Here is a 25066-nt window from a genome sequence, read left to right as displayed (position 1 = left end):
ACCCCCTACTGCTGTTGTTGGGACGACGAACCATCCGGCGCGCCATTGCCTTTGGGCCCCGTGGCGGATTTGGGCAGTGACCGCACCACCTCGGCAGCGGCCAGCTCGCGATCCGCCGCCGACGTCCGCGACGCCAGCACCCAGGTGTCCTTCGATCCGCCGCCCTGGCTGGAGTTCACCACCAGCGACCCTTCCGGCAGCGCCACCCGGGTCAGCCCGCCGGGCAGCACCCAGACGTCGTTGCCGTCGTTGACCGCGAACGGGCGCAGGTCCACGTGCCGGGGCGCCAGCGTGTTGCCGATCTGGGTGGGGACCGTGGACAGCTGCATCACCGGCTGGGCGATCCAACCGCGGGGGTCGGCGCGGATCTTCTTCGAGATCGCCGCCAGTTCCTTGGCCGTGGCATCCGGGCCGAACACGATGCCGTAGCCGCCCGAGCCCTCAACCGGTTTGATGACGAGTTCGTCGATCCGGTCCAGCACCTCCTCCCGTTCGGCGTCCAGCCAACAGCGGTAGGTGTCGACGTTGGCCAGGATCGGCTTCTCGCCCAGGTAGTATTCGATGATGGTCGGCACGTAGGTGTAGACGAGCTTGTCGTCACCGACCCCGTTGCCCACCGCGCTGGAGATCACCACGTTGCCCGCGCGGGCGGCGTTGAGCAGCCCGGCCACCCCGAGCACCGAGTCGGGGCGGAACTGCATCGGGTCCAGGAACGTGTCGTCGATGCGGCGGTAGATCACGTCGACCTGGCGCTCGCCTTCGGTGGTGCGCATGTAGACGGCGTTGTCGCGACAGAACAGGTCGCGGCCCTCGACCAGCTCGACGCCCATCTGCCGGGCCAGCAGCGAGTGCTCGAAGTAGGCCGAGTTGTAGACGCCGGGCGTGAGCACCACGACGGTGGGGTCGGCGACGTTGGTGGGTGCGGCGTTGCGTAGCGCCCGCAGCAGGTGCGACGAGTAGTCACCGACGGCACGCACCCGATGGGTGGCGAACAGGTTCGGGAAGACGCGCGCCATGGTGCGCCGGTTCTCCATCACATAGGACACCCCCGACGGCGATCGCAGGTTGTCCTCGAGCACCCGGAAGTCGCCCTTGTCGTCGCGGATCAGGTCGATACCGGCGACGTGGATGCGTACGCCGTTGGGCGGGACGATGCCCGCGGCTTCACGGTGGAAGTGCTCACAGGAGGTCACCAACCGGCGTGGGATCACCCCGTCGCGCAGGATCTCCTGCTCGCCGTAGATGTCGTCGAGGTACATCTCCAGCGCCTTGACCCGCTGGGTGATGCCGCGCTCCAGCCGCGACCATTCGGCCGCCGAGATCACCCGCGGCACCAGGTCGAGCGGGAACGGCCGCTCCTGGCCGGACAGCGAGAACGTGATGCCCTGATCGATGAACGCCCGGCCCAGCGCCTCCGACCGCGACTGCAGCTCCGAGGCGTCCGACGGAGCAAGCTCGGCAAAGATGCCCTTGTACGGTCCGCGGACGTTGCCGGAGGCGTCGAACATCTCGTCGAACGCCTCCGAGTACCGGCCCAGCCGGTTGTAGCCGTCGAAGATGCCCTGATGTTTGACGCGTCGCGCCGACGCGGCACGTTGGCCGGCCGGCCTCGACCCGTTCGACTCGGCTCCTTGCGCACGGACAGTTCTCAGGCTCACCCTCATCATGCTGCCGCACCTGGCCGGGTTTCGCCGGGTCAATGGCACAGCCCGTTTCGGCAGGCCAAAGGGCGGTTAAGGTGGTATGAGAGCCGAAAAACGGGGCATCCGCACCCGAGCTTTCCGCTGCACCGCTTTGGGAGTTCAGACGTCTCGCTGGTACCCTGAACAGTCGCTGCCCGCAGTGCGGGCGGGCGCACCCAGACTTCGGTAACCCCAGCTAGAGAATTACGAAGGAATTTTTACGTGGCCAACATCAAGTCGCAGGAAAAGCGCATCCTCACCAACGAGCGTCGTCGGCTGCGTAACCAGTCCGTGAAGTCGTCGCTGCGTACGGCTGTGCGTAGCTTCCGCGAGGCCGTCGAGGCGGGCGAGAAGGACAAGGCCGCCGAGTTGCTGGTGGCGACCAGCCGCAAGCTCGACAAGGCCGCCAGCAAGGGCGTCATCCACGCCAACCAGGCCGCCAACAAGAAGTCGGCTCTGGCCCTGGCGCTGAACAAGCTCTGATCCTCCGGTCCAACCCGAAGTAGCTTTCCCGGTTCACCGGGTGGCGAGTTCCGCCACCCGGCGTACCGCTGTCTCAAGGGCGTAGTCGGCATCCGCCGCTGCGCCCTTTACGTCTGCATTGAGCGTGGCGACCACCCGCATGGCCTCGGCCACCGAGTCACGCGACCATCGGCGTGCCTGCTTCTGCGCCTTCTGCACCCGCCACGGCGGCATCCCCAGTTCACCGGCCAGCCGGTACGGATCCCCCGACAGCGGACCCACCCGCGCGATCGTGTGCACGGCCTCGGCCAGCGCATCGGCCAACACCACCTGCGGCTCACCGGCCAGCATCGCCCACCGCAACGCCTCAGCGGCCCCCGCGACATCTCCGGTGACCGCCTTGTCGGCGATGTCGAACCCCTTCACCTCGGCCTTGCCGCTGTGATAGCGACGCACCGCGACCGGGTCGACCTGCCCGGCGGTGTCGGCCACCAGCTGTGAGCACACCGCGGCGAGCTCACGGATGTTCGATCCGACCGCGTCGAGCACCGCGGTGACGGTGTCGTCGGAGACCTTGGCCCGCAACTGGCGGAACTCGGAGCGCACGAAATCCGCACGCTCCGCCGGCTTGGTGATCCGTGCGCACGGATGCACTTGCGCACCAAGCTTTTTCAGCTGATCTGCCAGCGCCTTGGCCCGCCCGCCACCGGAGTGGATGACGCACATCACCGTGCCGGGCGGCAGATCGGCTGCGGCCGAGGCAATCAGGGCCACCGCATCCTTGCCCGCCTCGGCGGCGGACTCCAGCACCACCAGACGTTCCTCGGCGAACAACGAGGGGCTCAACAACTCGGCGAGCTCGCTGGTGCTGACCTCGCCGGCCCGCATCCGGTCCACGGGGACGTCGTCGGATCCGGCCTGCTGGCGCAGCGCCCGCAGCACCGCCCCCACTGCCCGTTCGACCAGCAGTTCCTCATCGCCCAGAACCAGGTGCAGACCGTCGATCTGTTGACTCACACCGATGATCGTGTCACGCCGACCCGACAGCCCCGACCACCTGGCCCGCCAGCGTCCAGGCCAGCAGGCCCAACACCGACACGGCCAGCCCGCGACGCGCCCAGCGCAACCGCCACAGCACCGTCAACGCCACACCGCCCAGGGCCACCGACACCACACCGGCCACGCCCGAGGGCGACGGCAGCGCGGCCGCGGGCAGCGCCGACGCCCACCGCGCCACCGACAGCAGCCACCACAGCTCGGGTCCGGTGAACCGGATCAGCAGCTGCGCTCCGCCCGGCCAGATGCCCGCACACACCGCCGCCGCGGTGCCGAGGACCGTGATCGGCGGAATCACCCCCGCCACTGCGAGATTGGCGGCCACCGCCACCAGGCTGACGGTGCCCGAGATCCCCGCCACGAGTGGGGCTGTGACCAACTGGGCCACCACCGCTACGCTGACCGCCGCCGCCAACGGACGCGGCCAACCACGGGCCTCCAGTCGGCCCGACCACACCGGAGCGAGGACGACGATGCCCGCCGTGGCGCACACCGACAGCGCGAACCCGACATCGACGGCGAGTTCGGGGGCGGCGATCATCAACGCGATCACGCTGGCTGCCAGCGCGGGCACGGCCTGCCGCCGCCGGTGGGTCAACACCGCCAGCAGCGTCACCGCCCCCATCACCGCGGCCCGCAACACGCTGGCCGACGGCTGCACCACGACGACGAAGCCGACCAGGCCCGCGCCGGCCAACAGCACGGCCGCTCTGGGGCCGACGAGCGCGGCGCTCAGCAGCAACGCACCACAGACGATCGTCACGTTGGCCCCCGACACCGCGGTCAGATGGGTGAGACCCGCTGTGCGGAACTGCGCGGTGGTCGTGGCGGTGACCGCCGAGGTGTCCCCGAGCACCAGCGCGGGCAGCATGGCCGCTTGGTCGGCGGGCAGCACGGCACGCGCCGCCTCCGCGAAGCGCGAACGGATCTGCGCCGCAACACGTTGCACGGCCGAAGCCTTCCGTAATGCCGGCTGACCCGACGCCGCCAGCACGGCCACACTCAGGTCCTTGCGGTCCGGGCGTCGCACGGTGGCCCGGAACCGCACCGGAGTCCCGGGACCGGCCTGGCCGAAGGCCGCGGGGGCGAACACCAATACCCGTCCCGACATCGGGACCCGATCGACCTCGCGCAGCGCGGCGCGGAACATCAGCCGACCACCGCTGATCACCCTCGGGGCCTCCCCGGGCACCACCTCGACCGTGGCCGCGCCGCCGTAGAGCCGGCCGATCGGATGGTGTTCGACCTGGTGCACGCGTAGTCCGATCGCCACGGCGAACCCGGCGGCCACGGCCGCAACGGCCAGAACTGCGGCCGCGATCGGTCGATCGTGAGTGCCGTCCGAGTCGTGCGCGCGACCCCACCACGCGGCCAGCCAGGTAGAACCGACCGCGCCGAGGCCCACCACCACCGCGGCACCGAGATGCCAGATGATTCCGGCCGCCGACACTGACCACGCGGTCAGGGCGGCCGGGACGATCCGCAGATCCAGGGATCGCCCCTCGGCCCCGGCGTCGGCGGACGGGCCGTCACGCCCGGACCAGCTCACGCAGTTTCTCCAGCCGCGCCGGGCCGATCCCGTCGACATCGCCGAGCTGATCGACGCTGTCGAACCGGCCGTGCGCGGCACGCCAGGCCACGATCGCCTCGGCGGTCACCGGGCCGACGCCGGGCAGGGCGTCGAGGTCCTCGACGGTCGCGGTGTTGAGGTCCACCGGTCCCGACGGTGCGCCGGACGCGGCCGCCGGAGCGCCGGGTTGCGCAGATGCCGCCGCGTCGCCGCCGACCGAACTGCCCATGGTCGCCGGTTGGCCTGCCGGCGGGTCGATGCCGACCACGATCTGTTCACCGTCACCGACCTTGCGGGCCATGTTCAACCCGATCAGGTCGGCTCCGTCGAGCGGCCCACCCGCGGCTTCCAGCGCATCGGCGATCCGCGCCCCGGGTTGCAGGGTCACCAGGCCCGGCTTGTGCACCAGGCCGACCACGCTGACCACCACCTGCCCTGCCGGGGCACTGCCCGCGGGCGTCGAGGCGGCCGACGAAACCATCTGCACCGGTGGAAGATTCGCCGAGGCAACCGGTGGCGGCTGCTGGCGGATCAGGGCGAATACGGTGACCAGGATCGCGAGCACCCCGACGCCGGCCAGGGCCAGCGCTCCGGCGCGGCCGGGATCGGCACGCACGGCAGCCAGCCACCCCGGGCCGTCCCCCGGTGCCGTGTCGGGCAGCCATCTCGACAGCGCGCTCTCGGACGCGGTGTCGCGGTCTGCCCCGTCCACATTCTCGGCATCCGGATCATCCCCGCCGCCCGGCCGGCCGCCACGCAGGCGGCGGAGCCGCTCCACCGACATATCGGTTCCCATGCCCGCGACGGTAGGTGCGGGTCGCGACGATTCCGGGCTCGCGGGCCGTCGGCACCGGCCGGCTGTGGATGAATCTCGCGCTGTGGATTACCTACCCGCTGCACCGTTGGAGGATGGCGGGGCGTGACCCGCTCCAGGAAGCGCAGCAGTTCCACCGGGAACGGCAGCACCACGGTGGAGTTCTTCTCCGCGGCCACTTCGACCACCGTTTCCAGCAGCCGCAGCTGCAGTGCCGCGGGCTCGGCGGCCATCACATCGGCGGCCGCGGCCAGTTTCTCCGATGCCTGCAGTTCGCCGTCGGCGGTGATGACCCGGGCCCGCCGTTCTCGCTCGGCCTCGGCTTGGCGCGCGATGGACCGCTTCATCGAATCCGGCAGCACGACATCTTTGATCTCGACCCGGTCGATGTGGATCCCCCAGCCCACCGCCGGGTTGTCGATGAGCAGTTCCAGACCTTGGTTGAGGCGCTCGCGGTTGGACAGCAGGTCATCCAGATTGCTCTTGCCGATGATCGACCGCAGCGAGGTCTGGGCCACCTGACCGATCGCCGACATGTAGTCCTGGACGTCGACCACGGCCCGCACCGGGTCGATCACCTTGAAGTAGATGACCGCGTCGACGCGCACGGTGACGTTGTCGCGGGTGATGCCGTCCTGGGCGGGGATCGGCATCGTGATGATCTGCATGTTGACCTTCTGCAGCCGGTCGACGACCGGAATCAGCATCGTCAGACCGGGTTGCCTGACCTTGTCCCGCACCCGGCCCAACCGGAACACGACACCCCGTTCGTACTGCCTGACCACGCGGATGTTGCTCACGCCGAGCCAGAACAAGGCGATGGCGCCGGCCCCCACCGACGCGATCGCGTAGAGCATCTCCATGATCCGACCTCGATTCATGGCTTCGCCGGGGCGCGCATGCCCCATAGTTCGATTGTGCGACGCCGGTGTGCGTCCCGCCAGGAGGCCGGCCGGCGGTGCCCCTACCGGAGGTGAACAAGTCCCCGATAGTGTCTAGAGTCCAGCAGCACGGCTCAGCGAGGGAGGCGATCATGACCGCAGCGGGTAAGCCGATTCGGGTCATCCAATGGACCACCGGCAACATCGGACGACGCTCGCTGCACGCGATCATCGGTCGCGACGACATGGAACTGGTCGGCGTCTTCGCCCACGGCGCCGACAAGGTCGGCGTCGACGCCGCCGAGTTGGCCGGCCGGCCCGAACCCACGGGGGTGCTGGCCACCAACTCGATTGACGAACTGATCGCGCTGAAACCCGATGCCTGCTGTTACAACCCGTTGTGGCCGAACATCGACGAACTGGTCACGTTGCTGGAGGCCGGGGTCAACGTGTGCTCCAGCGCGGCCTGGATCACCGGCGGCAAGCAGACACCGGAAGACCTCGATCGCATCCGGAAGGCCTGTGAGACAGGCAAATCCACCATCTTCGGCAGTGGCGCCCACCCGGGCATGACGAACATGGTCGGCATGGTGCTGTCCGGGTCCTGCGAGCGCGTCGACGAGATCCGCATCACCGAATCGGTGGACTGCTCGACCTACGAATCCGCGGGTACCCAGTCGGCGATGGGATTCGGCCAGGACCCAGAGACCCCGGGCCTGGCGGAGAGCGTGCGCCGCGAGAGCGAGGTGTTCGCCGAGTCCGCGGCGATGATGGCCGACGCCATCGGTGCCAAGCTGGACCGGATGACCTTCGACGTGACCTTCACCGCCGCCACCGACGATTCCGACCTGGGCTTCATGCAGATCCCCAAGGGCACAGTGGGCAGCGTGTACGGCTACCACCGCGGCTGGGTCGGCGACAAGAACGTGGTGAGTGTCGGATTCAACTGGACCATGGGCGACCACGTCACCCCGCCCAAACCCCTTGAGCACGGCCACGTCATCCAGGTCTTCGGACTGCCCAACATGCGCACCGTGCTGCACTGCCTGCCGCCCAAGGACTGGACCGAACCCGGCTTCATGGGGCTAGGCATGATCTACACCGCGCTGCCCGTCACCAACGCGGTGCCCGCGGTGGTGGCGGCCCCACCCGGGATCGTCACACTCAAGGACCTGCCGCCGATCACCGGCCGGTTCGCCGGCTGACGCCGGCCGCGACGTCGTCGGTGCGCGTTGGCTCGGCTCCGCCGACGATGCCCGTTCCGTCGGCTCCGCCGACGATGGCCCTCAGGGCCGCGACGTGACCCTCGAATGCCACCCGGCCGGCGTCGGTGAGCCTGGCGTGCACCTTGTGCCGGCTGGCATCGAGGCGCCGCTCGGTGGCGACATACCCTGCGTTCTCCAGAATCGCCAGCTGCTTGGACAACGCTGAATCCGAAAGTCGCAGCGTCTCTTTGAGATAGGAGAACTCAGCCCAGTCCGCCGCGGCCAGCGTGGCCACCAGCGTCAAGCGCGTGCTGGGGTGGATCAGTTCGTCGAAGCACGGCTTCGCCGTCATGCATTGGCCCATCGGCACAGAGTTCGCAGAATCTCGGGCCCACCCAGCCCGACGATCGCGGCGACGAACACCGCCGCCGCGGTTCCGGCATGACGGGCACCGTCGGCGTCCAACAGAAATCCTGCCGCGATCGTCACGGCGACCAGCCCGATCAGCATGCCGATCACCACCACCGGAACCCGGCGGCCGGCCGTATCGGCACTGACCTGGAGGCGGCCGGTCCTGCGGCGGCCGTTCAGACGGTGCGACGCGATCGTGGAATGAGCGATACCGAACCCGACGGTGGCGGCGATGGCGAGCCACTGCGGGCCGAAATCGCCGATGACCCCGAGGCAGACCCAGGCCGCCGCCAGCAGCCACCAGTACCACCGTGGCAGCCCGACTTCATCCGCCACCCGCGCCGTGGCGTGATCGACGGCATCCAATGCATCGCGAGCATCGGCCGGTGTTGTGTCCCCCATGGCCATTCCTCACTTTCCTGTATGGAAAGTAGGATCCCAGTTTCCAGGTGGGAAAGTCAAGGGTGGGATGCGGGAAACATGTGCCGCTTCACCGTTTTCCACCTGACGGTTGTGCGCGCCGCCAATCGACAATCCACAGGTAGAAAACGGCGTCGAAAATTCGGGGACTACCCCGAAGCGTCCTCCACGGTGATGCACGCACCGACCGCGCCGCCGCCGACGTGCACGGCGAGCACCGGACCCATGTCCGTCACCGACAGTGACCGCAGGTTCGGCAGGCGGTCGGTGAGCGCCGCCGCGATCTCGTCGGCACCGTCCGGGTTGTCCACGTGGTGCACGACCACGCTCACGGCGCGGTCCCCCGCCGCGTCGGCGATCTGATCAACAAGTGCCGCATGTGCTTTCGATATGGTCCGGATGCGTTGCGAGAGCACCAGCCGGCCGTCCACATCCAGGCGCAGCAGCGGTTTGAGTGACAGTGCCGTACCCAGCCACGACGCCGCCGCACCGATCCGGCCGCTGCGCCGCAGGTTGTCGAGCCGGTGCACGACGATGAACGCTTGCCCGCGCGGGATCGCGGCGCGAGCCGCCGCCTCGACAGCGTCGAGTGTTCCTCCGCCACGGGCTGATTCGGCCGCGGCCAGGGCGACGAAGCCCACCCCCATTGCCGCAGCGCGGGAGTTCACCACCCGTACCGCCTGCCCGATCTCGCGGGCAACCGCTGCCGCCGTGCTGTAGGTACTCGAAAGCGCAGCCGAAATATGTACTGCGACAACACCGTCGCCACCACTGTCGGCCAGCGCCTGCCGATAGGTCTCGGCGAGATCGGCCGGCGAGGCCCCCGACGTCGTGACCCTGGCCCGGTCGTAGATGGCCGCCGGAATCGGATCGACACCGTCGCGCCAGTCACTGCCGTCGTCGAGGATGTGCAACGGCACCTGCCGGATTCCCCACTGCTCGCACAACTCGGGTCGCAACCGCGACGTCGAGTCGGTTACTACCATGACCGCCATCGTCAGTCTGTGGAATCCAGTTGTGGCACACCGGCATCGGCCAGGCCCTTGAGCATCAACTCGGCCACTGCCCGGTGGGCTTCGAAATTCCAGTGGATGCCGTCGGGATTGCCGCGCCCACCGAGGACCTCGTCGGCCACCGCGGCCTTGAGGTCCACCAACGGCACGTCGTGCTCCTGCGCCCAGGCGGTGATGGCCTTGACCGTGGGCTCACGCCCGTGATGGGCCTTGCCGTAGGTATCGGCGATGTGCACCGACGGCAGCGAGGCCACCACCGGGATGCCGGGCCGGTTGAAATCGATGGCGTTGCGCGTCATCTCGAGGTACTCGACCGTGACGTGCGGGGGCAGCGCCGCTCGGGAGATCGGTGACAGCCGGGGCTGCAGCCAGCCGTAGCCGTCCCGCGCCCAGCGCCGTAGCCACGCCGGACGGATGTACCGGATCGACTCGCGCAGCGCGGTCGGCAGCGGGGACGGCAGCGAATCCATGCCGCTGGTGGCGAAGACCACCGCACCCGCACGCGGCAACGCAGCCCATGCCCGCGGATCCTGCGTCGAGGCCCACCAGACGTCGCGACAGGTCCAACCGATCCGGCCGATGAGTTCCACATCCCAGCCCAACTGCTCGGCCACGATGTTGGGCCAGATCCGCGGATCGTCGGACGGCAGACCACCGGTCGGGCCGAAATAGGACAGCGAGTCGGCGAACACCAACAGCACCGGCTTGCGGGCAGGCGAGCGATCAGAGGACATCGTTGGCCACCTGTGCCGAGGCATTCCAGACATCCAGCCGCCACCGGGTCGCGTCGAAATCTCCGTCATCGTCGGAATGTCCGGACAGCTGAACCCAACTGGCGTTGCCCATCCCGCCGAGCACCGGCCAGTTGTCCACCGGCAGGCCGAGCAGACCGGCGGTCAGCGCCGCGATCAGCCCGCCGTGCGCAACCAGCACAACGGGGCGGTCCGAGCCATCCAGACCCCACTCCGCCTGTCCGGCAACAAGTTCAGCGACCACCGGGATGCTGCGGTCGGCCACGTCGACACGGCTCTCACCGCCGTGCGGCGCCCACCGCGCATCCTCGCGCCAGGCCGCGCGAGCGCCCGGAGCCATGGTGTCGACCTCCTGGTGGGTCAGGCCCTGCCAGTCCCCCAGATGCGTCTCACGCAGCCGCTTGTCCACCTGTACCGCGATCCCGGCGCGATCACCGAGGGTCACCGCGGTGTCAAGGGCGCGCGTGAGATCCGACGACACGATCAACAGCGGCTGGCGCTTGGCCAGCACCTCGGCAGCCGCGGCGGCCTGGTCACGGCCGAGATCGGACAGCTCGGTATCGAGCTGACCCTGCATCCGGCTGCCCGCGTTGTACTCGGTCTGGCCGTGGCGCAACAGCACCAGCCGACGGACCCTCATAGCGCCCTCATTCCGCCGACTCCGGGTCCACCGGCTCACCGAGATCGACCGGAACCGTCGGGCAATCGCGCCACAACCGTTCCAGGGCGTAGAACTCCCGCTCGTCCTGGTGCTGGATGTGCACCACGATGTCGACGTAATCGAGCAACGTCCAGCGCCCCTCGCGGGTGCCCTCGCGGCGCGCGGGCTTGTAGCCGGCCAGCCGCATCTTGTCCTCGACCTCGTCGACGATCGCATTGACCTGGCGCTCGTTGGAGGCTGACGCGATCACGAAGCAGTCGGTGATCACCAACTGCCCCGACACGTCGATGACCACCACATCGTCTGCCAGCTTGGCCGAAGCAGCCTGGGCGGCCACCGTCGCCATCGCGACGGCCTCGTCGGTCGCGCTCATCGAACCGGCTCCATGATGTGTTCACCCTTCCCGTCTGCGGAGTACAACCCGCGTTTGGTCACGTACTGGACCACGCCGTCGGGCACCAGGTACCAGATCGGCCGGCCTTCGGAGGCCCTCTTACGGCAGTCGCTGGAGGAGATCGCCAGCGCGGGCACCTCGACCAACGTCAATGCGTCCGGCGGCAGCTCGCGCAGCGCCGCCTCGATATGGTCACCGTCTAGCTCGTAGCCCGGTCGGCTGACGCCGACGAACCTCGCCATGGAGAACATGTCTTCCCAGTTCTGCCAGGACAGGATCGATGCCAGGGCGTCGGCTCCGGTGATGAAGAACAGGTCGGTGCCGGCGTTGAGATCACGCAGGTCACGCAGGGTGTCCTTGGTGTAGGTCGCCCCGCCCCGGTCGATGTCGACCCGGCTGACCGAGAAACGCGGGTTGGACGCGGTCGCGATCACCGTCATCAGATACCGGTCCTCGGCCGCGCTGACCCGCCGGTCGTGCTTCTGCCACGGCTGACCGGTCGGGACGAACACCACCTCGTCGAGTTCGAACAGGTCCGCCACCTCACTGGCGGCGACCAGGTGCCCGTTGTGGATGGGATCGAATGTCCCACCCATCACACCCAACCTGCGCCGTCTTGCCACAAAGAGGCAGCTTACGGGAGCGTTGACGGGCACCGGCACCCGTGCGAACCCGGCGGCACGGGGGCGATGCGATGCGCGGGCTCAGACCGGCAGCAACCCGTCGATCACCGCGGCCAGCTGCTTGGCCGAGCGGCACTCGTGCATCGGGATGGTTTCGAGGTATTTCGGCACCGCAGAATCCCCGCTGCCCCACAGGTGCTTGGGCTCCGGGTTGAGCCAGTACGCGTGACGGCTGGCCGACACCATGTGGGCGAGCAGTGCCGTCTCGGGGTTGCGGTAGTTGTTCCGACCGTCGCCCAGCACCAGCAGCGAGCTGCGCGGCGACAGCACGTTGGGGTACTTGTCCAGGAACGACACGAAGGCGTGGCCGTAGTCGGAGTGCCCGTCGCGGGTGTAGACGCCCGCCTCACGGGTGATGCGCTGCACGGCAACCGCCAGATCGGCCTCCGGCCCGAACATGTCGGTGACCTCGTCGGTGGTGTCGATGAAGGCGAAGACACGAACCCGGGAGAACTGCTGGCGCAGCGCCGAGACCAGCATCAGGGTGAAGTGGCTGAACCCGGCCACCGACCCGGACACATCGCAGAGCACCACGAGCTCGGGCCGGGCCGGATGCGGCTTCTTGAGCACCACGTCGATCGGCACACCGCCGGTGGACATCGACTTTCGCAGCGTCTTGCGCAGGTCGATCTCCCCGGACCGGGACCGGCGGCGCCGGGCCGCCAGCCGCGTCGCCAACGTGCGGGCCAGCGGTTGCACGGTCTTGCGCATCTGGCGCAGCTGCTCACCGGACGCGCGCAGGAACTCGACGTTCTCGGCCAGTTGCGGCACCCCGTACATCTGCACGTGGTCGCGGCCCAACTGCTCGGCGGTGCGGCGCTTGGTCTCGGACTCGACCATCTTGCGCAGCTGGGAGATGCGCTGGGCGGCCAGGGCCTTGGCGATCTCCTCCTGGGTCGGCGTGGGCTCGTCGCCGTAGGGGGCGAGCAGGCCGGCCAGCAGCCGGCCCTCCAGATCGTCGAGGCTCATCGCCTTGAGCGCCTGATACGACGAATACGACGGGCCGCGGCTGGAGTTGTAGCGGCCGTACGCCTCGACGATGCGGGCGATCATCGCCGCCATCCGGTCGTCGAGGTTGGCCAGATCCTCGTTGTCGGCCAGCATCTGCACCAGCGCGTCGCGCATCGCCTCGATGTCTTCGGGCGGCAGCTGGGGCCGATCCTGGTCGCCGGTTTCGCCCTCGTCGTCATCGTCGAGGACGGTGCGCGCGCCGAGCGCCGCCGGGAAGAACAGGTCGAACATCGCGTCGTAGGTCTCGCGGTGGTCGGGGCGCCGCAGCACCGCGCAGGCGATGCCCTCGCGCAACGCCTCACGATCGCCCAACCCCAGTACCGTGATCACCCGGCCGGCGTCCACGGTTTCCGACGGACCGACCGAGATCCCCTGCCCGCGAAGGGCTTCGACGAACTCGACGAGGTGCCCGGGCAGGCCGTGCGGGGCCAGCGGCTGGGGCGGTCGGACCCGGCGGGGCACCACTAGTTGAGCCTGAGCTCGCCGGCAGCGCGCTGCTGGTCGGATTGGTGTTTGAGGACCACGCCGAGGGTGGCGGCGATCATCTCGTCGTCGATGGTGTCCAGGCCCAGCGCCAGGACGGTGCGGCCCCAGTCGATGGTCTCGGCGACCGAGGGCAGCTTCTTGAGCTGCATACCGCGCATCACGCCGATGATCCGCACCAGCTCGGTGGCGATGTGCTCGGGCAGTTCGGGCACCCGGGACAGCAGGATGCGGCGCTCCAGATCCGGATCCGGGAAGTCGATGTGCAGGAACAGGCAACGACGCTTGAGCGCCTCGGAGAGCTCGCGGGTGGCATTCGAGGTGAGGACCACGAAGGGCGGCCGTTCGGCGGTGATCGTGCCGAGTTCCGGGACGGTGACCGCGAAGTCGGAGAGCACCTCCAACAGCAGGCCCTCGATCTCGATGTCGGCTTTGTCGGTCTCGTCGACCAGCAGCACGGTCGGGTCGGTGCGCTTGATCGCGGTCAGCAGCGGACGGGTCAGCAGGAACTCTTCGCTGAACACGTCCATCTTGGTCTGGTCCCAGTCACCGCCGTTGGCGTTCTGCCCGGCCTGGATCCGCAGGATCTGCTTGGCGTGGTTCCACTCGTAGAGCGCGCGGGCCTCGTCGACGCCCTCGTAGCACTGCAACCGCACCAGCTCCGAGCCGGTGGTCGCGGCGACCGCGCGGGCCAGCTCGGTCTTGCCGACACCCGCGGGCCCCTCCACGAGCAACGGCTTACCCAGCCGGTCGGCGAGGAAAACCGCTGTCGCGGTGGCGGTATCGGGCAGGTATCCGGTCTCCGCCAGGCGACGCGCGACATCGTCGATGTCGGCGAACAACGGAGCGGGGCGAGCGGGCACGCTCATGTGGTCTCCTGGTCTCTATCTGGTCGGCGCCTAGGCCGGGCGGGTCTGACCGTCTCCCCACACGATCCATTTGGTGGAGGTCAGTTCGGGCAGGCCCATGGGTCCGCGGGCATGCAGCTTCTGGGTGGAGATGCCGATCTCTGCGCCGAAACCGAACTGCTCTCCGTCGGTGAACGCGGTGGACGCGTTGACCATCACCGCAGCCGCGTCCACCTGTTCGGTGAAGCGCTGGGCCGCAGCAAGGTTCGTTGTCACGATGGCCTCGGTGTGCCCGGTGCCGTACTCGTTGATGTGGGCGATCGCGGCGTCGAGACCGTCGACCAGGGCCACGGCGATGTCCATCGAGAGGAACTCGGCGTGCAACTCCTCGTCGGTGGGGTCGGCGTGCACCGTGACCCCCGCCTCCCGCAGCGCGGAGGTCAGCCGGGGCAGCGCGGTGGCCTCCAGCGCCTTGTCCACCAGCAGCGTCTCGGCGGCATTGCAGACGCTGGGACGCCGGGTCTTGGAGTTCAGCAAGATCTTCTCGGCAACGTCGATATCGGCCGCTTCATGAACGTAGACATGGCAATTGCCGACGCCGGTCTCGATCGTGGGCACCTGGGCGTCGCGCACCACGGCCGCGATCAGGCCGGCTCCCCCACGCGGGATCACCACGTCCACCAGGCCACGGGCCTGGATCAGGTGCGTGACACTGGCGCGGTCATGGCTGGGCAGCAGCTGCACGGCATCCAGGGGCAAACCGACCGACGCCAGCGCCGAACGCAGCGCGGTCACCAGCGCCTCGTTGGACCGGGCCGCGGACGAACTACCGCGCAGCAGAGCGGCATTGCCGGATTTCAGGGTGAGCCCGAACGCGTCCACCGTGACGTTGGGACGGCCCTCGTAGACCATGCCGACCACGCCGAGCGGCACCCGCTGCTGACGCAGCTGCAGACCGTTGGGCAGGGTCCGGCCGCGCAGCACCTCGCCCACCGGGTCCGGGAGACCGGCGACCTGGCGCAGACCGGCGGCGATGCCGTCGACACGTTGCGGGTTGAGCGCCAGCCGGTCGATGATCGACTCCGGGGTTCCGGCCTCACGGGCGGCCTCGACATCGGCGGCGTTGGCCGCGAGGATCTCGTGGACGTGGGCCAGCACGCTGTCGGCGGCGGCATGCAGCGCGCGGTTCTTGGTCTCGGCGCTCAGGGTGCCCAGGACGCGGGCGGCGACCCGTGCCCGACGCGCCGCCTCGTGCACCTGGTCGCGCAGGTCGGCGTGCGGCACCGCAGTCGCCGGAGACTCTGTCTGAACGCTCATCTAGCCAGCGTATCGGACCTGTTCACGTCCTTCGACACGTGTCAGGCGCCACTGACGCCTCTGCCCGGTTAGCCTTTTTATCTATGGCCGCTGCGCGGGTTTGCGTCGTCGGGAGTATCAACGCCGATCTCACGTTCACCGTCGGTGCGCTGCCGCGCCCGGGACAGACGGTGCTCGCGTCGTCGCTGTCATCGGCGCCCGGCGGCAAGGGCGGCAACCAAGCGGTGGCGGCCGCGCGGGCCGGCGCCGACGTCGAGCTGGTGGCCGCGGTCGGAGACGATCCCGCCGCCACGATCCTGCGCCGTCATCTGCAGGCCAACGGAGTCGGGGCCGACGCCGTGACGTGCATGCCGGGGCCCAGCGGATCCGCCGCGATCCTCGTCGACACCGTCGGGGAGAACTGCATCGTGGTGGCACCGGGCGCCAACTCGCGGCTCGAAGTGGATTCCGCGGCGGCCCGCTCGGCGATCGTCTGGAGCGAGGTCACCCTGATCCAGTTGGAGATCCCGGTCGCGACGGCGATCGCCGCGGCCAAGCTGGCCCGGGCCGCCGGGGCGGTGGTGATGCTCAACGCGTCGCCGGGAGGCACGCCCGCCCATCACCTGCTGGCCTTGTCGGAACTGGTCGACGTGGTGGTGGTGAACGAGACCGAGGCGGCGGAGTGGCATTGGCCGGTGCGGCATCTGGTGATCACCCGGGGCGCGCGAGGGGCCAGCTACCTGGGTGACGACGAGCGCTTCGACGTGCCGGCCCCCGCGGTGCGGGCGTTGGATACCGCCGGTGCCGGTGACGTGTTCGCCGGAGTGCTGGCCGCAGGGTGGAGATCGGGCCACGAGCAGGCACTGCGCCGCGCCTGCGCGGCCGGAGCCCTGGCCACCCTGGTGCGAGGGGCAGGCAACTGCGCGCCGTCCGCCGTCGACATCGATGCCGTCCTCACCCACTGAGACGGCCAACTGAAGCCGATACCGTTGGCGTTATAGTCGCCAACCATGACACAGGGACTCTCCCCACGACCGCCCGAAGGCGACTGGCTCGGCACGCCATACCTGAAGTTCGAGCGGCAGGGCCCGTTCGGTGTGGTCACCCTGGATCGGCCCGAGGCCCGCAATGCGATGACGCCGGCGATGTACTTCGGCATCCGGTACGCGGTCACCCACGTCGAGGCGGACCCGGACCTGGCCGGCCTGCTCATCACCGGCACCGGAGACGTGTTCGCACCAGGTGGTGACCTCGGCGGCGGCAACGGCGTCGACGACTGGATGAGCTTCGGTGCGGCCCTGTCGATGGACGTCACACCGTTCGAAACCCTGCGCCAATCGGTCAAGCCCGTGGTGAGCGCGGTCAACGGGTTGTGCCAGGGCGGTGGGCTGCAGATCGCGATCTGCAGCGACATGGCCGTGGTCAGCGACCGCGCCACGTTCCGGGTGCCCGAGTTGTACCGCGGCATCGCCGACACCTACTACAGCCAGATGCTGGCCCGCCTGATCGGCCCGGTCCGGACCCGCGACCTGATGTTCACCGGACGCACGCTCAGCGCGCGGGAGGCGGTCGACTGGGGCATGGTCGCCCGGATCGTGCCCCACGACGAATTACTCACTGCCGCAACCGAAGTGCTCGCCCAGTGTTGCCGGACCGCACCCCGGGCCCGCGGCGTGGTCAAGTCCAGCCTGGACAGCTACATGGGCCTCTACGACCGTATCGGCATGAAGGCCAGCTACAGCGGCGACGAGGCGATGGAAGGCTTCCGGGCGTTCAAGGCACGTCGCTCACCCGAATGGGTGCATCCAGACCTGCGGGCCGAGGGCCGGCTCTAGACGCTGACCACCTCCTGAGCGGCGTCGGCCGCGGGGTGCGCGTTGGCACCGGGTCCCACGGTCGGCAGCGACACTTCGACACCGGAGATGTCGATGACACCGAACTGGGTGAAGTTGAGGAACGGTGTGGCCGAACTGGTGATCTGCACCGTGGCGGTGTGGCCGGGCTCCAGCGTGTAGGCGACGGCCTCCATCGGAATGGTGACGGTGTGCTCCTTGCCGTCGAGGGTGACCGGGATCGCCGTGACCACGTTGCCGATCACCTGCCCGGTCTGGTCGTCGACGATCTGGGCATAGACGTGACGGCTGGTGCCGATGCCGGAGTAGGTCATCGTCAGCTCGGGCGCACCGACGATCTGGGTCGCGGTGCCCGACGGCGCGGTCACCGTGGTGTTCACCGCGTTGGCCGCCTTGGTCCCGTCGCCGAGCCCGAACGGAATCCCCGCGGCTCCCGGTCCCGAACCACCGAGGATCGGGACGATCCCCAGCACACCGCCGCCGCCGGACGCGGTGACCGGGGTCCCGGTGAAATTCGGGTCGGTCGGCAGGCGATCGGACGTGTAGTGATCGCCGTTCTGGTCGATCCACTGAAACTTGGGTAGGCCGTCATCCACGTCTTCGCCCTTGTGCTTGACGTAGGTGTCCAGCCAGCTCAGCGTCGCGGTCTGGACCATCTCCGTGCTGTCACCGGGCGGGGTCTCGCAGTTGCCGTGGCCACCGCAGAACCAGACCATCTTCACCGGCACACCGTTGGCGTCGAGGATCGTCGCGTTGTCGATCGCCTGCTGCAGCGGGAACAACACGTCGACGGTGCCCTGGATGATCAGCGTCGGAGCGGTGACCTTGTTGACCAGGGCGGTCGGGCCGCTGCTGGCCAGGATGGCCTGCTGCTCGGGGGTGAGGACGCCGAGCAGCGCACCGGTGAAGATGCCGCTGTACAGCTGGCTGTTGATGTTCGCGCCGGACGTCACCAGCGACAGCAGCAGCAGCGCGGCGTACGACGTCTTGAACGCCCCGTTGGGGTACAGCGAACTGTTCAGGGAGTTCCACGAGATCGTCGGGACGATCGCGTCGACCCGGTTGTCGGTGCCCGCGGTCACCCACTGAATGCCGCCGCCGTAGGAAGGCCCCACCATGCCCATCCGCGGGTCGTTCGCCCCGTCGAGCTGGGTCCCGGGTTGCTTGGCGACGTAGTCGATCAGAGCCGAGACGTCGCGGCCCTCGAAGAACGGACTGTCCAGTTGCAGGATTCCGCCCGAGTCGTGTTCGCCGCGCGAATCCCAGGTGACGACGTTGTAGCCCGCGTCGCGGAACGTGCCGACGCCGGTCGCGCCGCCGGAGTAGGGGTTGGTGTCACCGGCACTGGACAGGCCCGCGCCGCTGAAGATGGTCGGCGCCTCGTCCCCTTCCTGGAGGCCCGACGCCGGGAAGTAGTTCATGCTGATCTGCGCGCCGTCGAAGGAGGTCACCTGGACCGTGTAGGCCACCGGGGTGCCCGCCGGTGCCAGCTCGCCGACGTCGACGTTGACGTCCACCACCTCGGCGTCGCCGATGAGCGGCGCCAGCAGGTCGCTCACGACCGGCACCTGGTGAACGATCACCAGCACCTGCGGCACGAACGAGCCCAAGATCGGGATCTGTTGCAGCGCAGCGTCGAACGCCGTGGTCTCGGCGACCACGACGGTGAACTTCTCGGTGCCGCCGCTGTCGACCACGGTCGCGTAGGGCAGGAACGTGAAGGTCCCGTTGGCCGAGTTGAGCCGCACCTTGCCGCCCGCACTCGGGTCACCGATCACGGTGTAGGTGAGCGGCAGACCGCTCGAACTGGCGGCCCCGGTGGTGCCGTGGATGATGCCGTCGGTGATGCCGACCGATGGCGCCGGGACGATGCCGCCGGTGGCGCCCACGGTTGGCGACACGGCGGCGGTGGAGAACTCTCGGCGCGCGGCCGCCAGCAGTACCCACTCGGCAGGCGAATCGGGCGCGGGTGCGGTAGGCGAATTTCCGGCCAGTGTCCTGGCGATGTCGTTGACGACGGTCTCGATCAGGCCCCGCACGGGAGCCGCGCCGACGGCCGGCGCCGTCTCGGTCTTGGCCGTCACGGTGACCGCCGGCGGCGTTGCGGGTTGGTCAGCCAGACCGGTTTCGACGGCCTCGATCGTGGGCTCGTCATCGGTCGTGCCCGGCTCCGGAGCCTGAACGCGATCGTGCAGCGGACGGGGCAGGTTCGGCTTGGCGGACAGTCCCCGCAGCGTCTCGGCGGGCTTGGTGACCTTGGGCTTTTCGGCCGGGGCCGAGTCGCTGTCGTGACGGGTCAGGCCGGCCTCGATCGTGGCCTGCGCCTCCGACAGCCGGTCGGTGATCGACTGCACGACGTTGGACTTCGGCGTCGTCGCGCTGACGTGGTGGCGGCCGGATTCACCGAGCTTGGCCACCCGGTCCTTGATCGCTGCGCGTACCGCGGCCTGGCGCGAAGACTGGGCGCCCTGCCGGTCCTTGGCGGGGCCCTTCTTGGCGGCCGGCGCGGATGGGGACTCCGACGAGGTGTCGCTGGACCCGGGTGATGCCGAGGCGGCCGGCGCACTCAGCACCTGCCCGCCCAGCACGACAGCCGATCCGACCCCGAGCGCGACCGCCAATCCGCCTACCCGACCGACGTACTTCGCAGCACCCAACGCAACCTCCTCGACCCGACATCCGGCACTGCCGAACTGTGACCCGCCGCACATTAGCGCGCCGATGTGAGCCAGAAGGTTAGCTTGTCAATTTTTTGCGTCGTCAATTGGGCGAACCGACCATTGGGCCGGTCAGACTACTGTTCGGGAACGCTCCGCTCGATCTCGTCGAGCCAGATCCGCGCCGACATGTCCGACGGCGCCCGCCAGTCGCCACGCGGCGACAGGGCACCGCCATGCGACACCTTGGGGCCGTTCGGCAGCGCCGAACGTTTGAATTGCGAGAACGAATAGAACCGCTGCGCGAACACCTGCAGCCAGTTCCGGATCTCCTTGAGCGAGTACGCCGGGCGCTTGTCCTCGGGGAACCCGGCGGGCCAGTCACCGAGGGACGCGTCATGCCAGGCATGCCAGGCCAGGAACGCCACCTTCGACGGGCGGAACCCGTGGCGCAGCACCTGGAACAATGAAAAATCCTGCAGCGCATAGGGACCGACCTTGGCCTCGCTGCTCTGGATCTCCTCGTCCTCGCCGGTGGGCACCAGCTCAGGGGTGATCTCGGTGTCCAGCACCGATTGCAGAACCTCGTTCACCTCGACGCCGAACTGGTCCGAGGAGATCACCCACCGAATCAGATGCTGGATCAGGGTTTTCGGCACCCCGCCATTGACGTTGTAGTGCGACATCTGGTCGCCGACGCCGTACGTCGACCAGCCCAGCGCCAGCTCGGACAGGTCGCCGGTGCCGAGCACGATGCCCCCGCGCTGATTGGCCAGCCGGAACAGATAGTCGGTGCGCAGGCCGGCCTGGACGTTCTCGAACGTGACGTCGTAGACCTTCTCACCACGGCCGAACGGATGGTCCATCTCGGTGAGCATCAGCTCGGCGGTCTTCTTGATGTCGATCTCGGCGAACGTCACGCCCAGTGCCTCACTCAGCCGGATCGCGTTGTTCTTGGTGTGCTCGCCGGTGGCGAAGCCGGGCATGGTGAACGCGAGAATGTCACTGCGCGGACGGTTTTCCCGATCCATCGCCCGGGCCGCCACGATCAGGGCATGAGTGGAATCCAGACCGCCGGAGACCCCGATCACCACCTTGGGGTAGTTCAGCGCCCGCAGTCGCTGCTCCAGACCGGAAACCTGGATGTTGTAGGCCTCGTAGCAATCCTGTTGCAGGCGAGCGGGATCCGCCGGAACGAACGGGAAACGCTCGATCTCGCGCAGCAGCCCGATGTCGCCCGTCGGCGGGTCGAGCTGGAACTCGATGCGGCGGAACGAATCCACGAGACCGCCGTGGTGTCTGGCGTTGTCGTCGAACGTGCCCATCCGCAGCCGCTCGGACCGCAGCAACTCCAGATCCACGTCGGCCACCGAGCGTCGTTCACCGCGGGGGAAGCGCTCGCTCTCGGCGAGCAGCAGCCCGTTCTCCCAGATCATGGTCTGGCCGTCCCAGGCCAGGTCGGTGGTCGACTCCCCTTCACCGGCAGCGGCGTACACGTAGGCGGCCAGACACCGCGACGAGGCCGAACGGGCCAGCAGCGCACGGTCTTCGGCGCGGCCCACGGTGATCGGACTGCCCGAGAGATTGGCCAGCACCGTCGCACCGGCGAGCGCCGCCTGCGCACTGGGCGGCACCGGCACGAACATGTCCTCACAGATCTCGACGTGCAGCACCAGTCCGGGAAGGTCGGAGGCCACGAACAGCAGGTCGGGCCCGAACGGAACCTCCGCACCGGCCACCCGGATGGTGCCGCGGGCATCGGCGCCGGTAGCCATCTGCCTGCGCTCGTAGAACTCCCGGTAGGTCGGCAGGTAGGACTTGGGTGCCACACCGAGCACGGCGCCGCGGTGGATGACGACCGCCGCGTTGTAGATCCGGTGCCGGTGCCGCAGCGGCGCGCCGACCACCAGCACCGGTGCCAACACCACCGAGGCCGCGACGATTTCGATGAGCGCCTGTTCGACCGACTCCAGCAGGGCATCCTGCATCAGGATGTCGTCGATCGAGTAGCCCGACAAGGTCAGCTCGGGAAACACCGCGACGGCCACGCCGTCGTCATGACAGGCCTGCGCCAACCGGAGCACCGATTCCGCGTTCGCCGGCGGGTCCGCCAGCGCCGTGTGATGGGTGCAGGCGGCGACCCGCGCAAATCCGTGGTGGTAGGCGCTGTAGAAGTCCATCGCGCCCATTGTCACCCGAAAAGTGTCAAGATCGGGCCACTGGGTACCAAATGACGCATGAGTGATACCGCGCTGGTGGTTGTGGACATGCTCAACGCCTACCGGCACGAGGACGCCGAACTGCTGGCTCCCAACGTGGCGGCGATCGTCGATCCGCTGGTCGGACTAATCGGCGGTGTGCGCGACCGCGAGAATGTCGACCTGATCTACGTCAACGACAACTATGGCGATTTCACCGCCCAGTTCAGTGACATCGTCGCCGCAGCGCTGGCCGGTGAGCACCCGGATCTGGTGCGCCCCATCGCGCCCGCGGACGGCTGCCTGCTGCTGACCAAGGTGCGCCACAGCGTGTTCTATGCGACCGCACTGGATTACCTGTTGGGCCGGTTGGGCACGCAACGGCTGATACTCGCGGGCCAGGTCACCGAGCAGTGCATCCTCTACAGCGCGCTCGATGCCTACGTGCGGCATTTCGACGTGGTGATCCCGTCGGACGCAGTCGCGCACATCGATGCCGACCTGGGCGCGGCAGCGCTGCAGATGATGCGCCGCAACATGAGCGCCGAGATCGTGCCCGCGTCCGAATGCCTGGATTGACCGGCGGCCTATCCTGGCGAGGGTGGATGCCCCCGAACTCGTCGCCCTACTTCAGGGCCGCCGTCTTGCGGTGCTGACCGGGGCCGGGATGTCGACCGATTCCGGCATCCCCGACTACCGAGGCCCGGATTCCCCGCCGAGCAATCCGATGACGATCCGGCAGTTCACCTCCGATCCGGTGTTCCGCCAGCGGTACTGGGCCCGCAATCACGTCGGCTGGCGCCACATGGACGAAACCCAGCCCAACGCCGGGCACCGTGCCCTGGCCGCGCTGGAATCCACGGGTGTGGTGAGCGGACTGATCACCCAGAACGTGGACCTGCTGCACAGCAAGGCCGGCAGCCGGTCGGTGGTCAACCTGCACGGCACCTACGCGCAGGTGATCTGCCTGGATTGCGGCGCGACCATGGGCCGCGACGAGTTGGCCGCGCTGCTGGAGACGGCCAATCCCGGCTTCATCGAACGCGCCGAATCGGTCGGCGGCATCGCGGTGGCCCCCGACGCCGACGCCGTGATCAGTGAGACGGATTCGTTCACCATCGTGGACTGCCCGGTGTGCGGGGGCATGCTCAAACCCGACATCGTCTACTTCGGCGAGACCGTCCCCAAAGACCGTGTCGAACAGGCGTATTCGATGGTGGAGGATGCCGAGGCGCTGTTGGTGGCGGGTTCCTCGCTGACCGTGTATTCCGGCTACCGATTCGTCCGGCACGCGGCCGCGCACAACATCCCGGTGGGGATCATCAACCGCGGGCCCACCCGCGGCGACGACCACGCCACGGTCAAGGTCGAAGCGGGCTGTTCGGAGATGTTGACGCTGCTGGCCGGCGAGCTCAGGAGAACGTGCACGGCATCGCCCGGATAGCGTGCACGAAGTTGCCCTCCAGGTAGGCGGGCTCCCCCGCGGCGATATCGGGCAGCTGGTGCAGCAGCTCACCGAAGATCGCCCGCAACTGCGTCCTGGCGACATGCGCACCCAGGCAGAAATGGCGGCCGCCGCCACCGAATCCGAGGTGTGGATTGGGCTTTCGGCTCAGGTCGAAAACGTCGGGCCGGTCGAACACCTCGGCGTCCCAGTTGCCCGAGGCGTAGAACATCACCACCTTCTCCCCCGCGGCGATCTGCTGTCCGCCGAGTTCGACATCGACTGCCGCGGTGCGGCGGAAGGTCATCACCGGCGTCGCCCACCGGACGAACTCCTCGACGGCGCCGCCGATCCGGTCGTCGAAATCCGCCATGAGCCATGCCCTCTGGTCGGGGTGGTCGGTGAGCGCCTTGAGCGCGTGGCTGGTGGTCTGGCGCGTGGTGTCGTTGCCCGCCACCGCCAGCAGCACGAAGAACGCGGCGACCTCGGCATCGGTGAGCCGATCCCCGTCGACCTCGGCGTGCACCAGCGCGCTGATCAGATCATTGCCCGGGTTCTCCCTGCGTTCTGCGGCAAGCGCATTCGCCACCTGATGCAGGTACATCTGGTTCTGCAGCAGCACCTCCAGCGGGTTGCGCCCGGCCAGGTAGACCGGGTCCGCCCAGGACACCAGCGCGTCGGCGGCATGTGCCACCCGCTGCCGTTCGGACTCGGGGATCCCGACCATGTCCGACAGCGTGCGGATGGGCAGTTCCTTGGCGCACTGGTCGACGAAGTCCACCCCGCTGCCGACTTCCTTGAGCTCGGCCACGATGTCGCGTGCGTTCTCCTTGATCGAGTCTTCGATGCGGGCCACCTGCCGGGGCGTGAACGCGGCGTGGACCAGTTTGCGGATCAGCGTGTGCCGCGGCGCGTCCATCGCCAGGAACGACTGTGACGCCTCGAGCAGCTCTTCCGGAACGGATTCGAACAGCACCCCTTTGCCCGACAGGAATGTCTCGCTGTCGCGGCTGACCGCCACGATGTCGGCGTGCCGGGTCACCGCCCAGAACCCGCGATCGTCGGGATCCTTCATGAGGGCGTCCTCGACGGGCGGATGCCAGCTGACCGGGCGTGAGGTGCGCAGTTCGGCGAACGTGACCTCACGATCGGCGGCCGTGGTGGCCCAGAACTTCCGCGACGACAGGTCGATCGGGTCGTAGGGGCGTGCGGCGGAAGGCCACGAGGGGGCTGATGTGATGGGCGACACAGTCATGCCGGTGACAATAGGTC

The 25066-nt window shown here is 68.6% G+C and carries 23 protein-coding genes and 1 pseudogene; 6 read left to right on the top strand and 18 right to left on the bottom strand.

Features of this window, described 5'->3' with window-relative positions:
- Positions 1 to 5: 5 nt before the first annotated feature.
- Entirely contained in the window at positions 6 to 1667 is a 1662-nt protein-coding gene (locus TX88_RS28835) for a circularly permuted type 2 ATP-grasp protein (protein ID WP_167333312.1), read from the bottom strand.
- Between the two features lie 237 nt (positions 1668 to 1904).
- On the opposite strand from TX88_RS28835, the gene rpsT reads away from it, so the two are divergent.
- Positions 1905 to 2165, top strand: coding sequence for a 30S ribosomal protein S20 (gene rpsT, locus TX88_RS28830; protein WP_044522939.1), 261 nt, complete (start codon positions 1905 to 1907; stop codon positions 2163 to 2165).
- Between the two features lie 33 nt (positions 2166 to 2198).
- Here the strand turns inward: rpsT and holA are convergent, their stop codons facing one another.
- From holA to TX88_RS28810, 4 genes and pseudogenes are all read right to left on the bottom strand, one after another.
- Positions 2199 to 3161 (bottom strand): DNA polymerase III subunit delta, encoded by a 963-nt coding sequence (holA, locus tag TX88_RS28825; RefSeq protein WP_044522936.1) that lies wholly within the window; start codon positions 3159 to 3161, stop codon positions 2199 to 2201.
- Positions 3162 to 3174: 13 nt separating this feature from the next.
- On the bottom strand, positions 3175 to 4749 hold the full coding sequence (locus TX88_RS28820) for a ComEC/Rec2 family competence protein (protein WP_244438699.1): 1575 nt from the start codon (positions 4747 to 4749) through the stop codon (positions 3175 to 3177).
- Positions 4730 to 5566 (bottom strand): ComEA family DNA-binding protein, encoded by an 837-nt coding sequence (locus tag TX88_RS28815; RefSeq protein WP_044522933.1) that lies wholly within the window; start codon positions 5564 to 5566, stop codon positions 4730 to 4732. Before TX88_RS28815 ends, TX88_RS28820 begins: the two co-directional genes overlap by 20 nt.
- A 119-nt stretch (positions 5567 to 5685) precedes the next feature.
- Positions 5686 to 6447 (bottom strand): annotated as a pseudogene (locus TX88_RS28810) (SPFH domain-containing protein); the annotation flags it as partial.
- A gap of 170 nt (positions 6448 to 6617) precedes the next feature.
- On the opposite strand from TX88_RS28810, the gene TX88_RS28805 reads away from it, so the two are divergent.
- A complete protein-coding gene (locus TX88_RS28805) occupies positions 6618 to 7670 on the top strand; it encodes an NAD(P)H-dependent amine dehydrogenase family protein (protein ID WP_044522929.1) in 1053 nt (350 codons plus the stop codon).
- Here TX88_RS28805 and TX88_RS28800 read toward each other — a convergent pair.
- The 10 genes from TX88_RS28800 to TX88_RS28755 all read right to left on the bottom strand — a co-directional run bounded on the left by TX88_RS28800 (position 7648) and on the right by TX88_RS28755 (position 15663).
- The gene (locus TX88_RS28800) at positions 7648 to 8022 is read right to left on the bottom strand and encodes a transcriptional regulator (RefSeq protein WP_084622229.1); all 375 of its coding nucleotides are present in this window, start codon (positions 8020 to 8022) and stop codon (positions 7648 to 7650) included. The genes TX88_RS28805 and TX88_RS28800 overlap by 23 nt on opposite strands.
- Complete coding sequence (locus tag TX88_RS28795) at positions 8019 to 8483, bottom strand: hypothetical protein (protein WP_044524190.1); 465 nt, start codon at positions 8481 to 8483, stop codon at positions 8019 to 8021. The genes TX88_RS28800 and TX88_RS28795 overlap by 4 nt, the downstream gene beginning before the upstream one ends.
- Before the next feature lie 167 nt (positions 8484 to 8650).
- Complete coding sequence (locus tag TX88_RS28790) at positions 8651 to 9496, bottom strand: DegV family protein (RefSeq protein ID WP_044522917.1); 846 nt, start codon at positions 9494 to 9496, stop codon at positions 8651 to 8653.
- Positions 9497 to 9498: 2 nt separating this feature from the next.
- Positions 9499 to 10248 carry a diglucosylglycerate octanoyltransferase gene (octT, locus tag TX88_RS28785; protein WP_044522912.1) on the bottom strand — a complete coding sequence of 250 codons (750 nt, stop codon included), beginning with the start codon at positions 10246 to 10248 and terminating at the stop codon, positions 9499 to 9501.
- Positions 10238 to 10906 (bottom strand): glucosyl-3-phosphoglycerate phosphatase, encoded by a 669-nt coding sequence (gene gpgP, locus TX88_RS28780; protein WP_044522906.1) that lies wholly within the window; start codon positions 10904 to 10906, stop codon positions 10238 to 10240. The genes octT and gpgP overlap by 11 nt, the downstream gene beginning before the upstream one ends.
- Before the next feature lie 7 nt (positions 10907 to 10913).
- Positions 10914 to 11300 (bottom strand): ribosome silencing factor, encoded by a 387-nt coding sequence (gene rsfS, locus TX88_RS28775; RefSeq protein ID WP_044522902.1) that lies wholly within the window; start codon positions 11298 to 11300, stop codon positions 10914 to 10916.
- The gene (nadD, locus tag TX88_RS28770) at positions 11297 to 11944 is read right to left on the bottom strand and encodes a nicotinate-nucleotide adenylyltransferase (protein WP_084622227.1); all 648 of its coding nucleotides are present in this window, start codon (positions 11942 to 11944) and stop codon (positions 11297 to 11299) included. Before nadD ends, rsfS begins: the two co-directional genes overlap by 4 nt.
- An 81-nt stretch (positions 11945 to 12025) precedes the next feature.
- Entirely contained in the window at positions 12026 to 13480 is a 1455-nt protein-coding gene (locus tag TX88_RS28765) for a vWA domain-containing protein (RefSeq protein WP_044522899.1), read from the bottom strand.
- Complete coding sequence (locus TX88_RS28760; RefSeq protein WP_044522897.1) at positions 13480 to 14367, bottom strand: AAA family ATPase; 888 nt, start codon at positions 14365 to 14367, stop codon at positions 13480 to 13482. Before TX88_RS28760 ends, TX88_RS28765 begins: the two co-directional genes overlap by 1 nt.
- Before the next feature lie 30 nt (positions 14368 to 14397).
- Entirely contained in the window at positions 14398 to 15663 is a 1266-nt protein-coding gene (locus TX88_RS28755) for a glutamate-5-semialdehyde dehydrogenase (RefSeq protein ID WP_044522895.1), read from the bottom strand.
- Positions 15664 to 15746: 83 nt separating this feature from the next.
- Here TX88_RS28755 and TX88_RS28750 point away from each other — a divergent pair, with 83 nt between their 5' ends.
- Positions 15747 to 16607 carry a ribokinase gene (locus tag TX88_RS28750; RefSeq protein ID WP_044522892.1) on the top strand — a complete coding sequence of 287 codons (861 nt, stop codon included), beginning with the start codon at positions 15747 to 15749 and terminating at the stop codon, positions 16605 to 16607.
- Between the two features lie 45 nt (positions 16608 to 16652).
- A complete protein-coding gene (locus tag TX88_RS28745) occupies positions 16653 to 17477 on the top strand; it encodes an enoyl-CoA hydratase/isomerase family protein (protein WP_044522885.1) in 825 nt (274 codons plus the stop codon).
- Here the strand turns inward: TX88_RS28745 and TX88_RS28740 are convergent.
- Together TX88_RS28740 and TX88_RS28735 are read right to left on the bottom strand one after the other, a co-directional pair.
- Positions 17474 to 20152, bottom strand: coding sequence for a S15 peptidase family protein (locus tag TX88_RS28740; RefSeq protein WP_044524188.1), 2679 nt, complete (start codon positions 20150 to 20152; stop codon positions 17474 to 17476). The two genes, TX88_RS28745 and TX88_RS28740, sit on opposite strands and share 4 nt — an antisense overlap.
- 137 nt (positions 20153 to 20289) lie before the next feature.
- A complete protein-coding gene (locus TX88_RS28735; RefSeq protein ID WP_044522879.1) occupies positions 20290 to 22332 on the bottom strand; it encodes an NAD(+) synthase in 2043 nt (680 codons plus the stop codon).
- Positions 22333 to 22389: 57 nt separating this feature from the next.
- On the opposite strand from TX88_RS28735, the gene TX88_RS28730 reads away from it, so the two are divergent.
- Together TX88_RS28730 and TX88_RS28725 are read left to right on the top strand one after the other, a co-directional pair.
- Positions 22390 to 22929: a cysteine hydrolase family protein gene (locus tag TX88_RS28730; protein WP_044522871.1), complete on the top strand. Its 540-nt coding sequence runs from the start codon at positions 22390 to 22392 to the stop codon at positions 22927 to 22929.
- Positions 22930 to 22951: 22 nt separating this feature from the next.
- Positions 22952 to 23794: an NAD-dependent protein deacetylase gene (locus TX88_RS28725; protein ID WP_044522870.1), complete on the top strand. Its 843-nt coding sequence runs from the start codon at positions 22952 to 22954 to the stop codon at positions 23792 to 23794.
- Here the strand turns inward: TX88_RS28725 and TX88_RS28720 are convergent.
- Positions 23763 to 25049 (bottom strand): cytochrome P450, encoded by a 1287-nt coding sequence (locus TX88_RS28720; protein ID WP_044522869.1) that lies wholly within the window; start codon positions 25047 to 25049, stop codon positions 23763 to 23765. The two genes, TX88_RS28725 and TX88_RS28720, sit on opposite strands and share 32 nt — an antisense overlap.
- Positions 25050 to 25066: the final 17 nt, after the last annotated feature.

Source organism: Mycolicibacterium septicum DSM 44393, assembly GCF_000455325.1.
Lineage (GTDB): Bacteria > Actinomycetota > Actinomycetes > Mycobacteriales > Mycobacteriaceae > Mycobacterium > Mycobacterium septicum.
The sequence above is the reverse complement of the archived record's forward strand: the minus strand, read 5'-3'. Positions and strand labels throughout refer to the sequence as shown.

Bases quoted from the DNA above. Each gene is read 5' to 3' on its own strand.
- TX88_RS28835 (WP_167333312.1), bottom strand. From the start codon at position 1,667: ATGATGAGGGTGAGCCTGAGAACTGTCCGTGCGCAAGGAGCCGAGTCG.
- TX88_RS28815 (WP_044522933.1), bottom strand. From the start codon at position 5,566: ATGGGAACCGATATGTCGGTGGAGCGGCTCCGCCGCCTGCGTGGCGGC.
- TX88_RS28805 (WP_044522929.1), top strand. From the start codon at position 6,618: ATGACCGCAGCGGGTAAGCCGATTCGGGTCATCCAATGGACCACCGGC.
- TX88_RS28800 (WP_084622229.1), bottom strand. From the start codon at position 8,022: ATGACGGCGAAGCCGTGCTTCGACGAACTGATCCACCCCAGCACGCGC.
- TX88_RS28795 (WP_044524190.1), bottom strand. From the start codon at position 8,483: ATGGGGGACACAACACCGGCCGATGCTCGCGATGCATTGGATGCCGTC.
- TX88_RS28790 (WP_044522917.1), bottom strand. From the start codon at position 9,496: ATGGCGGTCATGGTAGTAACCGACTCGACGTCGCGGTTGCGACCCGAG.
- octT (WP_044522912.1), bottom strand. From the start codon at position 10,248: ATGTCCTCTGATCGCTCGCCTGCCCGCAAGCCGGTGCTGTTGGTGTTC.
- gpgP (WP_044522906.1), bottom strand. From the start codon at position 10,906: ATGAGGGTCCGTCGGCTGGTGCTGTTGCGCCACGGCCAGACCGAGTAC.
- rsfS (WP_044522902.1), bottom strand. From the start codon at position 11,300: ATGAGCGCGACCGACGAGGCCGTCGCGATGGCGACGGTGGCCGCCCAG.
- TX88_RS28760 (WP_044522897.1), bottom strand. From the start codon at position 14,367: ATGAGCGTGCCCGCTCGCCCCGCTCCGTTGTTCGCCGACATCGACGAT.
- TX88_RS28755 (WP_044522895.1), bottom strand. From the start codon at position 15,663: ATGAGCGTTCAGACAGAGTCTCCGGCGACTGCGGTGCCGCACGCCGAC.
- TX88_RS28750 (WP_044522892.1), top strand. From the start codon at position 15,747: ATGGCCGCTGCGCGGGTTTGCGTCGTCGGGAGTATCAACGCCGATCTC.
- TX88_RS28745 (WP_044522885.1), top strand. From the start codon at position 16,653: ATGACACAGGGACTCTCCCCACGACCGCCCGAAGGCGACTGGCTCGGC.
- TX88_RS28735 (WP_044522879.1), bottom strand. From the start codon at position 22,332: ATGGACTTCTACAGCGCCTACCACCACGGATTTGCGCGGGTCGCCGCC.
- TX88_RS28730 (WP_044522871.1), top strand. From the start codon at position 22,390: ATGAGTGATACCGCGCTGGTGGTTGTGGACATGCTCAACGCCTACCGG.
- TX88_RS28720 (WP_044522869.1), bottom strand. From the start codon at position 25,049: ATGACTGTGTCGCCCATCACATCAGCCCCCTCGTGGCCTTCCGCCGCA.